Raw genomic sequence first — 13,641 nt, forward strand, 5'->3', positions numbered from 1 at the left:
GCCGCTCGCATGAACTCTCAGGTTGCAACAGACGTATGACTCGGCCCGTCTGTCGCGCCCTCTCCCGGTCCAGGCGAGAAGCCTGCCTTATTCGGCTTTGAGGCCGTCAGCGGAGACTGCCTTGACGCCTTTGATTTTCTTGGCGATGGCCACAGCCATGTCTTTTTGCGAATCGGTCACGGCAGCGGTCGACGACAGCGATACCACGCCTTTGTTGGTTTCAACCTTGATGTCGGTACCTGGAATGCCTTTTTCGGTCATCAGGTCGGCTTTGACTTTGGTGGTGATCCAGGTATCGGAAGTAGCTTCTTTAGCCTTGGTCATTTCACCCGCCGCCAGGGTCATTGGAGACTGGGTGGCTTGAGTGGTCTGGGCGAATGCCGCATTTGCCATGGTCAGAGTCAGCACGGTAGCAGTAGCGGCAGCGATAGCGAACTTCTTCATACGAGTAACTCCTGTTTTTCTGAAAAGTCTGCCGGGTGTCATGTCGGCAGGGTTACCAAGGGTATTGCGAACGCTGTGCCAATTTTGAAATAGATAACAAACCCTTATAGATCAATCACTTACAAAGTTAGCCGTTTTTCGGAATCATGCAAAATGCACGAGACGCCGAAACGCTGCGTGCAAGTTGCGGGTTTGTGGAAAGTTCCTAAGATCCTGAATTTCTACGCTTTCTCTGAAGCTTTTGACGAGGGGTCGAACCCCGCAATGGCGGTAATGATCCGCTGTAGGAGCGAGCTTGCTCGCGATGGTCGTTAACGATGCCGCGTGTTTACTGACTGAACGCAGCGCTCTTGAGTCCATCGCGAGCAAGCTCGCTCCTACAGAATCCTTGACTGAACAGTACCACCGCAATGGCAGGACTTGATTCAGCGATTCATGTCGCGGAACACCCTTTCGGCAAGTAATCCCGGGATACGGTGCTTTTACACGACCAGCCTTTGGTTTCATCCCGTGTCAGGACAACGGTTTTGCCCAGGACCACCCCCGGGGCATTCTGCAATGTACAAACGATCGATCCCGCCCCCTCCGGAGTCGAAGCAGTCACCGCCAGGGCGCAGTGGGTAGTCGATGACGCGCCGGCGGGCGCCACGTTGGCAATTGTCGGGGTGTCCCCCTGATTGATCACATCCTCGAACGGCACTTTCATCGCAGTCAGTTCGGCCAGCGCCGCCGTGACTTTGGCCCGAGCCTGGTATTTGGAATACATCGGCAGACCCAGTGTTGCCAGGATCCCGATGATCGCCACCACGACGAGCAACTCGATCAGGGTAAAACCTTTTTGATTCATATACAGGCTCCATGCATGAGTCGAAAGCTCATGACCTGCCCCTTGGCAGCACAGCCTGTGCCAAGGCAAAAGCCCCCTGTTGACTGGGGTCGTGGCGGCGGCAAAGTCCTTCCATACGACGAGGATCAGTACTATCTGACGTTTTTTGTCACCTCACCCTTGCTGGTTTGGCTCCGTTGATTGACTAGGCTATAAGAGCAACTCAAGCGGATTACCCAGGACTGAACATGGCGGTCAAGGCAGCGAAAATCAGCGTGTACGCATGGGAAGGCATCGACCGCAAAGGCACAAAGGTAACCGGTGAGCTCAGCGCTCAAAACCCGGCACTGCTCAAGGCGAAACTGCGCAAACAAGGCATCAATCCGGGCAAGGTTCGCAAGAAAAACCAAGCGGTTTTCAACATGGGCAAGCGCATCAAGGCCCAGGACATTGCCCTGTTCACCCGGCAAATGGCAACGATGATGAGGGCCGGCGTGCCCTTGTTACAGTCGTTCGACATCATCGGCGAAGGCTTCGACAATCCGGCCATGCGCCAGCTGGTGGACGAACTGAAACAGGAAGTCGCGGCCGGCAACAGTTTCGCCACCGCCCTGCGCAAGCAGCCCCGGTATTTCGATGAACTGTATTGCAACCTGGTGGATGCCGGCGAGCAGGCCGGAGCCCTCGACACCCTTTTGGAGCGGGTCGCGACCTATAAGGAAAAAAGCGAAAGCCTCAAGGCCAGGATCAGGAAAGCCATGACCTACCCGCTGGTGGTGGTGTTCGTCGCGGCGATTGTCACCGGGATTCTGCTGGTCAACGTCGTACCGCAGTTCGAATCGGTGTTCAAAAGCTTTGGCGCCGAACTGCCGGCCTTCACCGTGATGGTCATTGGCTTGTCGCAATTCATGCAGGCCTGGTGGTGGACGGTCCTTGGCGCGCTGATCGCAATGGCCTTCGGTGTGCGTCACGCCCTCAGGACATCCCCGGCCTTTCGCGACCGGATGGACACCTGGCTGCTGAAACTGCCGCTGGTGGGCACGTTGACTTACAAGTCCGCCGTGGCCCGGTTCGCCCGTACACTGTCGACTACATTCGCTGCCGGCGTGCCACTGCTGGAGGCCCTGGAATCAGTGGCCGGTGCGACCGGCAATATCGTGTTCAAGCGCGCCGTGTTGCGCATCCGGCAAGACGTTTCAACCGGCATGCAATTGAATTTCGCCATGCGTACCTCTGGCGTGTTTCCGAACATGGCCATACAGATGACCGCCATCGGCGAAGAGTCCGGCGCCCTGGACGGTATGCTCGAAAAAGTCGCGGATTTCTACGAAAACGACGTCGATAACATGGTCGATAACCTCACCAGCCTGATGGAGCCGTTCATCATGGTGGTGCTGGGTGTTATCGTCGGTGGACTGGTAGTTGCCATGTACCTGCCCATTTTCCAACTCGGCTCAGCGATCTGACATGCCCTTGAATGAAATCCTGATTCACTATCCGCTGGCCTTTGTCCTTCTCGCGGGAATCACCGGCCTGCTGGTCGGCAGTTTCCTCAATGTGGTGATCTGGCGCCTGCCGAAAATGCTCGAACGCGAGTGGCGTGTGCAGGCCCATGACATTCTCGGGCTGCCCGGCGAAACGCCGGTGCCGACCTACAACCTGCTGCTGCCCCATTCCCAGTGCCCGCATTGCGGTCACCGGATCCGCGCCTGGGAAAACATTCCGCTGCTCAGTTATGTGTTGTTGCGCGGGCGCTGTTCAGCCTGCGCAGCAGCGATCAGCCCGCGCTATCCGTTGATCGAACTGGCCTGTGGTGCGCTGTCGGCGTTTGTGGCCTGGCATTTCGGCTTCGGTTGGCCAGCCTGCCTGATGCTGATCCTGAGTTGGGGGTTACTGGCGATGAGCCTGATCGACGCCGAACATCAGATATTGCCGGACGTACTGGTGCTGCCGTTGATATGGCTGGGGTTGATCGTCAACAGTTTCGGCCTGTTCGTGTCGTTACACGAGGCGCTTTGGGGTGCAATAGCCGGCTACAGCGTGCTGTGGGCGGTGTTCTGGCTGTTCAAGCTGATCACGGGCAAGGACGGCATGGGCTACGGTGATTTCAAGCTGCTGGCGATGCTGGGAGCCTGGGGTGGCTGGCAGATTTTGCCACTGACTATCCTGCTGTCCTCGCTGGTGGGTGCCATTATCGGGATGATGCTGCTGCGCTGGCGCAATGCAAAAACCTCGACGCCGATCCCTTTCGGTCCCTATCTGGCCATTGCCGGCTGGATTGCGTTGCTCTGGGGTGGTCAAATAACCGACCTCTATTGGCAGTTTGTCGGTTTGAAATGAATAGCCCTGTGGAAAAACCCTGGATTCTCGGCCTGACCGGCGGCATCGGCAGTGGCAAGAGCGCGGCCGCCCAGCACTTCATCGATCTGGGTGTGCATGTGGTCGACGCCGATCATGCCGCTCGCTGGGTCGTTGAGCCTGGCCGCCCGGCACTGGCACTGATCGCCGGGCACTTCGGCCCCGGCGTGTTGCAGAGCGACGGACAACTGGACCGCGCAGCGCTGCGCAAATTGATCTTCGAAGTGCCTGAAGAACGCCGCTGGCTGGAGGCCCTCCTGCATCCACTGATCGGCGAGGAAATCGCTCACCACCTGGCGCTGGCAAAATCGCCTTATGCGATTCTGGTTTCGCCACTGCTGATCGAGTCCGGGCAATACACCATGACCCAACGCGTGCTGGTGATCGATGCCCCGGAACAATTGCAGGTTGAACGCACCTTGCAACGTGACCAGACCAGCGAACAGCAAGTCCAGGCAATCCTCAAGGCCCAGGCCAGCCGCCAGGATCGCGTGAGCCATGCCGACGACGTCGTGATCAATGACCGCGACCTTGCCTGGCTGCACAGCGAGGTCGAACGCCTGCATCACTTTTATCTTACTTTGCGTGGAGGCCAGTCATGAGCCAACCAACAACCGTCGAATGCCCAACCTGTGGCGCCCCCGTGGAATGGAGCGCAGAGAGCAAATTCCGGCCATTTTGCTCCGACCGCTGCAAACTGATCGACCTGGGCGCCTGGGCGTCCGAAGAACACAAGATTCCAGTGGCTCCCGATGCCGAGGACGAGTTGTTCAGCGGTGATTTCGACCCGCGTCACTGATCCTTCGAGTGGGCGATTCCAGGTTTTGATGGGGATCAGGACTTGGGATCGTCGTCCTTCCAGGGAGCCGAGAGGTAGCGTGTGCGGTTGAACGTCTCAAGCCACTCCGGACAAAACACCACCAGCGCACTGACGATCATGCCGTTGATAAACGCCTCGGGAAAAATGATCAGCCACAGGTAACCGACAAAGTCCTCGAGCCAATATGGCATTTCGAAACGCTCATCGAACCACAGCAACCACAGTCCCAGCAGCAGACACAGCAACGCCGACAGCGCGGCGGCAAAGAATCCGGAAACGAAGATATACACGAATAGATTTCGTGGCTGCGCACGCTCCACCAGAATGGCGCAGCACTCGGTGACCAGCACCGGCAGCGCAATCAACAGCGCACCATTGACCCCGACCGCCGCCAAATCCTGTCGACCGAGCAACACCAGCCCCGTTTGGGCAACCAACCCGCCGACCAGCGCCAGCGGCCAGTCCAGCAGTAGCGTCACCGCTGTCATGCCGATGAGGTGATAAGACACGCCGGTATCGAAATCCTGCCGCACCAGCCACAGCAGAAACAGCGCAAACACCGTTCCAAACAGCAGATGCTGACGACGGCTGTCGGTGAACAGTTCAACCCACGGCGCACGACAAACCGCCCAGACCAACACCGGCACATAGATCAGCCAGCCGGCCGCAAGGGTTTCCGATGACAGCAACTGCGCACCGATCATGGTTCAACACACTCCCGTGTGCGCCATGGCACGATGCCCGCTGACCCTGGTGTGCATATCTACGCGCGACTCCTTGGCGAAAGACAACAGACACTCAGTCTACACCGCCGCTCGCAGGCCCTTCGACTTCAAGCCCAATGCCGCGGATCGTTCATCACCGAGTCATGCTCGGCGAACAGCTTCGGCAGTTCAGACTTGAGAAAGTCCACCCAGGTGCGCACCTTGGCATCGAGAAAGCGTCGCGAAGGATACAGCGCATACACATGGCGTTCGCGCAGGCGCCATGCAGGTAGCACGCGCAGCAAAGTACCGTCGCTCAAGGGCCCCGTCGCGGTGTAGAACGGCAGCAGGCTGATGCCCATGCTCGCCTCCGAAGCCTTGACCATCGACTCGGCAACATTGCACTGAAAGGTCTTGGCCGGGCTGACGGCGTGCTCGCCGTGCTCGTCCTGGAAAAGCCATTGATCGCTGTACAACGGGTCGAGCATGCGCAGGCATTGATGATCGCTCAGCGCCTGCGGATGCTGCGGCACGCCCCGGTGGTGCAGATAGTCCGGGGAGGCACAGGGTACGCTGTAGATTTGCCCGACGGCCTGCGCAACCATTTGCGAGTCGGCAAGTTCCGGAGCTATCGAAATCACCACATCGTGCCCCTCCTCCAGCGGATCGGGATTGCGCTGCGACAAGGTCAGCTCGAACACCACATCGGGATAAAGCTCGCTGTAGCGGGCGATCAACGGCGTGAGCAGCACACCCAGGCCGTTCATGCTGTGCACCCGCAGGCGCCCGGCCGGATTGATATGAGCGCCACGAGCCTCAGCCGTCGCCTCATCCATGGCTTCGACGATTTGCCGGCTGCGCAGCAGGAAGCGTTCGCCGGCATCGGTCAGGCTCAAGCGCCGCGTGGTGCGTTGCAGCAGACGCGCCTGTACATGTTCCTCCAGATCCGCCACCAATCGGGATACCTGCGCGGTCGACAGATCCAGCGCATCGGCAGCCCCGGTGAAACTGGCGCAGTCCACCACCCGGATGAACACACGCAAGTTGTTAAGCACGTCCATAAGCCCTCCTCGGGCGATGACTGTTACGTTTTATGTAAGGCTGCATCCGCCGTTCGCCCCTTTATCCGTCGGTGGCAAAGACTAAAATTCAGACATCAGAACCGACACGGAGCACGCCAACATGAAAACGTTGATCAGCCTGTTGCTGACCGTCATCGCCACCTCGGCCATGGCCGCCGACAACGAGCCCCTCGCGGTCCTGTACAACCCGGCGCAGCCACTGGACATCGCCAGCGTGGTTTCTGTGTCGGACACCGCGACCGCGTGCGGGGTCGTACCGGCGACCATGGTGTATGTCGATCATCAGGGCCAGACCCACCGCGTGACCTACGACGTCATGGGTGATTGCACCAGCAACCTGTGATCGATGGGCTCACAGCAAGGTCCACGTGTAGCTGAGGATCAAGCGGTTCTCGTCGATGTCACTGCGGTAGTTGGAACGCGCCATCGCATTGCGCACGCGAATGCCCAGACCTTTGAAGCTGCCGCTCTGCAACACATAGCCGATGTCCAGGTCACGCTCGCGATCCTTGCCTTCGAAACCCTTTCCGGTATCAACATTGTTGCCGCTGATATAGCGCACGGTACTGGTCAGCCCCGGTACGCCTAGCGCTGCGAAGTCGTAGTCGTAGCGCGCCTGCCAGGATCGTTCATCGGTGAAGGCGAACTCATAGGTCGGCACTTCGTTGCCCAGAGGCGAGATGTTGGCAAATACCCGTGGAAATGCACTGTCGCCGAACATGCCCTGATAGCCGACGTAAAACGTATGGCCGCCACGCTTGGCCGACAGCAACGAGAAGAACGCCTGGTTGTCGATATTGCCCAGCAGTTTTTTGCCGTCCTCGCGCGAATCGTAGTAACCGAGGTTGGCGCCAAGGATCCAGTTGCCCACTGGCTCACTGTGTTTTAAACCCAGAAAACGCTGGTTGTAGATATCTTCCAGTTGCCCGTACCAGGCGCTGACCGAGCTGCGCTTGTCATTGAACGCATAATCAGCGCCGGCAAAATTGAAACCGTCACTGCTGACCTGACGCTGCGGCACGTGACCCAGCATCGCTTGCATCTTTTCGTCGCCGGCTTCGTTGCGCAGGCTGGTTGAACTCAAGTGACCACCCTGCACCGTCAGGCCATTGATCTCGTTGGAGGTGATGCTTGCGCCCTGATAACTCGGTGGCAGCAGGCGAATATCGCTGAATGCCAACACCGGCAGATTGGGCTGCAGCTCACCGACTTTCAGCTCGGTTCTGGAGTAGCGCATCTTCAACGCGCCCTCCAGGCGGCTGTAGTCGTTCGGCGCGCGGCCGTCATCCTGCACCGGCAGCAAACCGGTATTGGTCCGGTCCGGAGCGCTGTCGAGCTTGAGGCCGAGCAGGCCGATGACATCCACCCCAAACCCGACGGTGCCCTGGGTGTATCCGGACTTCACGTTGAGGATGAAACCCTGGGCCCACTCTTCGGCCTTCGATTGCCGGTTCGCGCCGACGATGTCGGAATAGTCACGGCTGAAGTAGTAATTGCGCGCCTGCAACGTCGCGGTGGTGTCTTCGATAAAGCCTTTTTCAGCGGCCATCGTGCCTGTGGAAAAACCCGAGACGACAGCTAGGGACAACGCCGAACCGGTTGTTGGGAGAATCTGTTTCATCGTTTTTCTCTTATTGTTATTGATCGACTGGATGAAGGGCTTCAGTTGCAGTGGATTTGCGACGGGAAACGGAACGACGGGCGCTCAACAGCACATGGGTGACCATGCCGAAAATCAGCCCCCAGAACGCCGCGGACAACCCGAACAACGACATGCCCGAAGCCGTGACCAGAAAGGTCACCAGCGCGGCTTCGCGATCGCTCGGCACCGCCATCGCTCCCGTCAATGCTCCGGCTATGGCGGCGAACAAGGCCAGCCCGGCCAGCGCCGCGATCAACTCTTTGGGGAACGCTGAAAACAGCGAGACCAACGTGGCGCCGAAGATCCCCAGCATCAGGTAGCACAGGCCGCCGACGACCCCGGCCACGTAGCGTTTGCGAGGATCTTCGTGGGATTCGCGACCGGTGCAGATCGCCGCGGTTATCGCCGCCAGATTCAGTCCATGGCAACCAAACGGCGCCAACAGTGCCGTGCCCAGCGCACTGCTGGCGATGATCGGGCTCGCCGGCACTGGATACCCACTGGCGCGCAGCACCGCCATGCCGGGCACGAACTGACCGGTCAGCGCCACCATCACCAGCGGCAAGGCGATGTTCAGGATCGCGCCCAGGCTGAACTCGGGCGTGATCCACACCGGCGTGGCCAGGCCGATCACCAGTGCTTCACGATGCAATTCACCGGTGAACGCGGCAATCGAACAACCCACCAGCAGCACCATCATCACCGCATAACGCGGCATCGCACGCTTGCAGATCAGGTAGCAGGCAAACATCGCCAGGACCAGCAACGGCTTGTGCTGCATCGACACAAACAACCCGGTGCCGAAACTGAACAGGATCCCCGCCAGCATCGCCGCCGCGATGGCTGCGGGCAGCTTGTCGATGATCCGGTCGAAAGCGCCCGAGATGCCGACCACGAAAATGATCAGGCTGCTGACCAGATAAGCCCCCACCGCCTCTGCCATGGAAATTTCCGGCAACAGCGTCACCAGCAACGCCGAGCCCGGCGCCGACCAGGCGATGATCACCGGAACGCGGTAGCGCAGGCTCAAAGCGATACCGAGCACAGCGCTGCCAATGGAGATCGCCCAGATCCAGGACGACAGCACTTCCCGCGAAAGATGTGCCGCTTCTGCCGCCTGAAAGATGATCACCAGCGGGCCGGCATAGGAAATCACCGTGGCAATGAATCCGGCCACGGCGGCTGACAACGAGAAGTCCTGGAAAAACGCTTTCATGATTCAGGCACCGGTCGTTGACAACGCTGGGCTGACGCCAGCAGCGCTGCGTCGGCTGCTGACGGCGAACACGGTCATGGCCAGGGCCGCCACCGCGCCAGGCAAGGCAAACGCCATGAAGTTCAGTTGCAGGGGCAAGCTGATCCCGAGCAATGCACCACCCAGCAGCGGACCGACGATGGCCCCGTTGCGCCCAATGCCCGACGCCCAGCCCAGACCGGTAGAGCGAATCGTCATGGAGTAAAACTGCGCGGCGCAGGCGTACAAAAGAATCTGCGAGCCAATGGTGGTGGCACCCGCAACGGCGATCAGCAGGTACAACACCGGCATCGGGCTGTTGAAGCCCAGCAGAGTGATCGACACCGCCGCCATGGCGAAAAACACCGCCAGCACTTTCGGCAGATTGAGTTTGTCGCCCAGCACCCCGCCACCGACCGCGCCGAAGATCGCCCCGAAGTTCAACACCAGCAGGAACGACAGGCTCGAGCCCAGGCTGTAACCGGCGTTGGCCATCAGTTTTGGCAGCCAGGAACTCAGCGCGTACACCATCAACAGGCAGCAGAAAAACGCCAGCCACAGCATCAGCGTGCGTAGCGCACGGCCTTCACGGAACAACTGCAACACAGGAGTGCCCGAGCCTTTCACTTCGGCCATGTGCAATTGGTCAGACGTTTGCGCGACGTAGGCCGGATCAATCCGCTCAAGAATATTGCGCGCCTCTTCATTACGCCCCTGACGCAACATGAAGCCCACCGATTCGGGCAGGAAATACATGATCAGCGGCAACAACAGCAACGGCAGGACCGCCACGTAAAACACCGACTGCCAGCCGAAACCCGGGATCAGCACAATGCCCAGTCCGGCGGACAGCATGCCGCCCACCGAGTAACCGCTGAACATGATCGCGACCAGCGTGCTGCGGATTTTTTTCGGCGCGTACTCGTTCATCAGTGCCACGACGTTAGGCATCACACCGCCAATGCCGAGCCCGGCAATGAAGCGACAGAGGCCGAACTCGGTGGGGTTTCGTGCGAAACCATTGAGCACGGTGAAGCCACTGAAGAGCATCACGCAGATCGTGATGGCCTTCTTGCGGCCGATCCTGTCCGACAACGGGCCAAAGAACAGCGCGCCGAACATCATGCCGAACAGTGCATAGCTGCCCAGTGCACCGGCTTGCAAAGGACTGAGCCCCCACTCTTTCATCAGCATCGGCAAGACCACGCCGTAGATCACCAGATCGTAACCGTCAAAGATGATGATCAGGGCACACCAGAACAGCACCATCCAGTGAAAGCGGTTGAAGCGAGCGTTGTCGATAACCTCATGTACGTCGATCTTGCGCATGGCATATATCTCTTGTTGTTGTTTTTTTAGAGCGGCGGTAACACGGCTTACGTCCGTACAGCCGAGGGTAGAGCCGCCCGATACGTGGCAATAGCCAGTGAGCGCAGATCACTATCCGTTTTGTGCAGGGCCCTGGAACGGGCATGGGAACGGAAGGCTAAGAGCCTCTCCGACAAATTGTCTTCTTTGCGATCACATTTGAACGCTAAGCTTGGGCCTATGGATGACTCAGATTATTTACGCCTGCTGACCATCGCGGCCGAGCAAGCCAACGCGTTCCTGTCCAACGCCCGCAAATGGGAGCGTGAGCGTTGGGTTTGCCAGCGCCTGCTGCAAGGCTTGAACATTCCCTATCGTGCCGATGAATTCACCCCCGCCGGGGAGCCACCGGATGTGTTGTTTCGCGATGCCAGTTTCGAGGTGTTCTTCGTGCTCGACGAAGGCCGGCGCCTCAACGATGAATGGCGCGACGAACTGCAACGCCGGCGCAGCGCGTTTTCCCTGAGCCAACTGGTGCGCCGCGAGGCCAAGCCACGACGCATCCCCGCCAACGAATTCTTGCTGCGATTGGCGCCGACCTTGCGCAAAAAAGCGCACAACTACAAAGAACGCGGCATGGATCTGGGTGAACTGGACATCATTGCCTTCGCCAGCCTCAAACGCGAAGTGCTGGATCTCAACAGCCATTTCCCGCCGCCGACCGAATACCTGCGCCAGGGCTGGCGCTCGCTGTCATTGGTCGGGCCGACATTTGCCCGCGTTCTGTTCGCTCACCCGGATGCCCCGGACTTCTTGCGCAGCAACCTGGGGCGCAGCATTGTTTTTGACGTCGGGATCAGCCTGTGAGCCCGTTGCAGGAACTGATCGCCGAGGTGCCGCAACAAGGACGCGTACGCTGGATCGGCGTGCGCCCGCAATCACATTCGCCGATGCTTGCACTCGAGGCCGTGGAAGCGCGCCTCGAGGCCGGCCTGACCGGCGACCACGCCCGCCCCGGCGTGCGCAATGCGCGGCAGGTCACGCTGATTCAGTGGGAGCACCTGGCGGTGATCAGTTCGTTGATGGGGCGTGCGCACGATCATCCGGTCAGGCCTGAAGATCTACGGCGCAATCTCGTTATCAGTGGCATCAATCTGTTCAGCCTCAAGGGCCGCCGCTTCCGGATTGGCCAGGCAACGTTCGAAACCACCGGCTGGTGCCAGCCCTGCGCGCGTCTTGAAAGCAACCTGGGCATCGGCACCTTTCAGGCCGTGCGCGGACATGGCGGAATCACTGCCCGAGTGTTACAAAGTGGAATCATTCGCCTGGACGATACGGTGAGCGTCGAGCCCCTTGCGGACAGCGGCTATGCTCCGTTCAACGTTCGTTAAATCAGCCTGTAGCTTCTACACATTTAGCTACGTCTACCTGACGAGGCCTTTATGACCAGCCGCCTGAACCCCGACGACCAAAAGCATGTCGAAGAGTACCTGCTGTTGTCCCAGCACCAAGTCGAGCGCCGGCCTTTCCGGCCGTGGATGCTCCTTGTACTGGTATTGGCAGTGACCATTGGTCTGGGCCTGTTGAGCCGCCTTATCAGTTACCTGACGCTATGAGCTGCCTTGCGCTCGCTCGGGTAATTGCACCGATTTCTTTTAGCCTTGCGAGATATCCCCATGACTCATCGTATTGTCATCGTTGGCGGCGGCGCCGGCGGTCTGGAGTTGGCTACCCGTCTGGGTAAGACTCTGGGCAAGCGTGGCACGGCCAGTGTGATGCTGGTCGACGCGAACCTGACCCACATCTGGAAACCGTTGTTGCACGAAGTGGCGGCCGGTTCCCTGAACTCTTCCGAAGACGAACTCAACTATGTCGCCCAGGCCAAATGGAACCACTTCGAGTTCCAGCTGGGGCGCATGAGCGGACTCGATCGCGCGAAGAAAAAAATCCAGCTGGCCGCCACCTATGACGAAACCGGTATGGAACTGGTGCCAGCCCGCGAAGTGCCTTACGACTCGCTGGTAATCTCCGTCGGCAGCACCACCAACGATTTCGGTACCCAGGGCGCCGCACAACACTGCCTGTTCCTCGACACCCGAAAACAGGCCGAGCGTTTCCACCAGCAACTGCTCAACCACTACCTGCGGGCTCACGCCGGTCAGACCGACACGGTCGAGCAAATCAGTGTGGCCATCGTCGGTGCCGGTGCCACCGGGGTCGAGCTGGCCGCCGAGCTGCACAACGCCGCCCATGAACTGGCGGCCTATGGCCTGGACCGGATCAAGCCGGAAAACATGCACATCACCCTGATCGAAGCCGGACCACGAGTCCTGCCGGCGCTGCCAGAGCGGATTGGCGGACCTGTGCATAAAACCCTGGAGAAACTCGGGGTCAACGTCATGACCAATGCCGCTGTCAGCGAAGTGACGGCGGACAGCCTGATCACCGCCGACGGCAACGAAATCAAGGCCAGCCTGAAAGTCTGGGCCGCGGGGATTCGCGCACCGGGCTTCCTCAAGGACATCGATGGTCTGGAAACCAACCGCATCAATCAGCTGCAAGTGCTGCCAACCCTGCAAACCACCCGCGACGAGAACATCTTCGCGTTCGGTGACTGCGCCGCCTGCCCTCAACCAGGCAGCGACCGCAATGTGCCGCCACGTGCCCAGGCCGCTCACCAACAAGCTTCGTTGCTGGCCAAATCGCTGAAACTGCGCATCGAAGGCAAGGCACTGCCGGAGTACAAGTACACCGACTACGGCTCGCTGATCTCGCTGTCGCGTTTTTCGGCTGTGGGTAACTTGATGGGCAACCTCACCGGCAGCGTGATGCTCGAAGGCTGGCTGGCGCGGATGTTCTACGTGTCGCTGTACCGCATGCACCAGATGGCGTTGTACGGACCGTTCCGCACGGCGATGCTGATGCTCGGTAGCAAGATCGGACGTGGCACCGAGCCAAGGCTCAAGCTGCACTAACCCCCCCTTGTGGGAGCGGGCTTGCTCGCGAAGAGGCCATGTCATTCAGCATTTATGTCGACTGACACACTGCTTTCGCGAGCAAGCCCGCTCCCACACTGGTTTTGCGACACCCTGAGTTTCTCGCAGGCAAAAAAAATCCCCGTATCTTTCGATACGAGGATTTTTAATATGGTCGGGGTAAGGGGATTCGAACTCCTGACATCCTGCTCCCAAAGCAGGCGCGCTACCGGACTGCGCTATACCCC

At 59.3% G+C, this 13,641-nt stretch carries 16 protein-coding genes; 9 read left to right on the top strand and 7 right to left on the bottom strand.

What is annotated here, in order from left to right; all coding sequences use genetic code 11:
• Positions 1 to 87: 87 nt before the first annotated feature.
• A complete protein-coding gene (locus tag ACCD00_RS17275; protein WP_413426319.1) occupies positions 88 to 444 on the bottom strand; it encodes a BON domain-containing protein in 357 nt (118 codons plus the stop codon).
• 433 nt (positions 445 to 877) lie between these two features.
• On the bottom strand, positions 878 to 1,291 hold the full coding sequence (locus ACCD00_RS17280) for a pilin (RefSeq protein ID WP_413426321.1): 414 nt from the start codon (positions 1,289 to 1,291) through the stop codon (positions 878 to 880).
• 227 nt (positions 1,292 to 1,518) lie between these two features.
• Between ACCD00_RS17280 and ACCD00_RS17285 the strand changes: the two genes are divergently transcribed.
• The 4 genes from ACCD00_RS17285 to yacG are packed head-to-tail and all read left to right on the top strand — an operon-like array spanning position 1,519 to position 4,427.
• Entirely contained in the window at positions 1,519 to 2,736 is a 1,218-nt protein-coding gene (locus ACCD00_RS17285; RefSeq protein WP_413426323.1) for a type II secretion system F family protein, read from the top strand.
• Position 2,737: 1 nt separating this feature from the next.
• A complete protein-coding gene (locus ACCD00_RS17290; RefSeq protein ID WP_413426325.1) occupies positions 2,738 to 3,610 on the top strand; it encodes a prepilin peptidase in 873 nt (290 codons plus the stop codon).
• Complete coding sequence (coaE, locus tag ACCD00_RS17295) at positions 3,607 to 4,230, top strand: dephospho-CoA kinase (protein ID WP_413426327.1); 624 nt, start codon at positions 3,607 to 3,609, stop codon at positions 4,228 to 4,230. Before ACCD00_RS17290 ends, coaE begins: the two co-directional genes overlap by 4 nt.
• Positions 4,227 to 4,427: a DNA gyrase inhibitor YacG gene (yacG, locus tag ACCD00_RS17300; protein ID WP_413426329.1), complete on the top strand. Its 201-nt coding sequence runs from the start codon at positions 4,227 to 4,229 to the stop codon at positions 4,425 to 4,427. The genes coaE and yacG overlap by 4 nt, the downstream gene beginning before the upstream one ends.
• A 35-nt stretch (positions 4,428 to 4,462) precedes the next feature.
• Here yacG and ACCD00_RS17305 read toward each other — a convergent pair whose 3' ends face one another.
• Entirely contained in the window at positions 4,463 to 5,152 is a 690-nt protein-coding gene (locus tag ACCD00_RS17305; RefSeq protein ID WP_413426331.1) for an energy-coupling factor ABC transporter permease, read from the bottom strand.
• Between the two features lie 128 nt (positions 5,153 to 5,280).
• The gene (locus ACCD00_RS17310) at positions 5,281 to 6,213 is read right to left on the bottom strand and encodes a LysR family transcriptional regulator (protein WP_413426333.1); all 933 of its coding nucleotides are present in this window, start codon (positions 6,211 to 6,213) and stop codon (positions 5,281 to 5,283) included.
• A gap of 121 nt (positions 6,214 to 6,334) precedes the next feature.
• Here ACCD00_RS17310 and ACCD00_RS17315 point away from each other — a divergent pair, with 121 nt between their 5' ends.
• Positions 6,335 to 6,577: a DUF2790 domain-containing protein gene (locus tag ACCD00_RS17315; RefSeq protein WP_413426335.1), complete on the top strand. Its 243-nt coding sequence runs from the start codon at positions 6,335 to 6,337 to the stop codon at positions 6,575 to 6,577.
• Between the two features lie 9 nt (positions 6,578 to 6,586).
• On the opposite strand, the gene ACCD00_RS17320 is transcribed toward ACCD00_RS17315, so the two are convergent.
• From ACCD00_RS17320 to ACCD00_RS17330, 3 genes are read right to left on the bottom strand one after another with little or no spacing between them, the layout of a single operon-like run.
• A complete protein-coding gene (locus ACCD00_RS17320; protein WP_413426337.1) occupies positions 6,587 to 7,855 on the bottom strand; it encodes an OprD family porin in 1,269 nt (422 codons plus the stop codon).
• 16 nt (positions 7,856 to 7,871) lie between these two features.
• Positions 7,872 to 9,092, bottom strand: coding sequence for a benzoate/H(+) symporter BenE family transporter (locus tag ACCD00_RS17325; RefSeq protein WP_413426339.1), 1,221 nt, complete (start codon positions 9,090 to 9,092; stop codon positions 7,872 to 7,874).
• A 3-nt stretch (positions 9,093 to 9,095) separates the two neighbouring features.
• A complete protein-coding gene (locus ACCD00_RS17330; RefSeq protein ID WP_413426341.1) occupies positions 9,096 to 10,439 on the bottom strand; it encodes an aromatic acid/H+ symport family MFS transporter in 1,344 nt (447 codons plus the stop codon).
• 219 nt (positions 10,440 to 10,658) lie between these two features.
• On the opposite strand from ACCD00_RS17330, the gene ACCD00_RS17335 reads away from it, so the two are divergent.
• The 4 genes from ACCD00_RS17335 to ACCD00_RS17350 are packed head-to-tail and all read left to right on the top strand — an operon-like array spanning position 10,659 to position 13,393.
• The gene (locus ACCD00_RS17335) at positions 10,659 to 11,285 is read left to right on the top strand and encodes a DUF1780 domain-containing protein (protein ID WP_057400461.1); all 627 of its coding nucleotides are present in this window, start codon (positions 10,659 to 10,661) and stop codon (positions 11,283 to 11,285) included.
• Positions 11,282 to 11,809 (top strand): MOSC domain-containing protein, encoded by a 528-nt coding sequence (locus ACCD00_RS17340; protein WP_413426343.1) that lies wholly within the window; start codon positions 11,282 to 11,284, stop codon positions 11,807 to 11,809. Before ACCD00_RS17335 ends, ACCD00_RS17340 begins: the two co-directional genes overlap by 4 nt.
• 51 nt (positions 11,810 to 11,860) lie before the next feature.
• On the top strand, positions 11,861 to 12,034 hold the full coding sequence (locus ACCD00_RS17345; RefSeq protein ID WP_413426345.1) for a DUF3094 domain-containing protein: 174 nt from the start codon (positions 11,861 to 11,863) through the stop codon (positions 12,032 to 12,034).
• Positions 12,035 to 12,094: 60 nt separating this feature from the next.
• Positions 12,095 to 13,393 carry an NAD(P)/FAD-dependent oxidoreductase gene (locus ACCD00_RS17350; protein ID WP_413426347.1) on the top strand — a complete coding sequence of 433 codons (1,299 nt, stop codon included), beginning with the start codon at positions 12,095 to 12,097 and terminating at the stop codon, positions 13,391 to 13,393.
• The last annotated feature ends 248 nt before the right edge of the window (positions 13,394 to 13,641 follow it).

Source organism: Pseudomonas sp. Pseusp3, from assembly GCF_047304225.1.
In the GTDB taxonomy this organism is placed as follows: domain Bacteria; phylum Pseudomonadota; class Gammaproteobacteria; order Pseudomonadales; family Pseudomonadaceae; genus Aquipseudomonas; species Aquipseudomonas fluorescens_CD.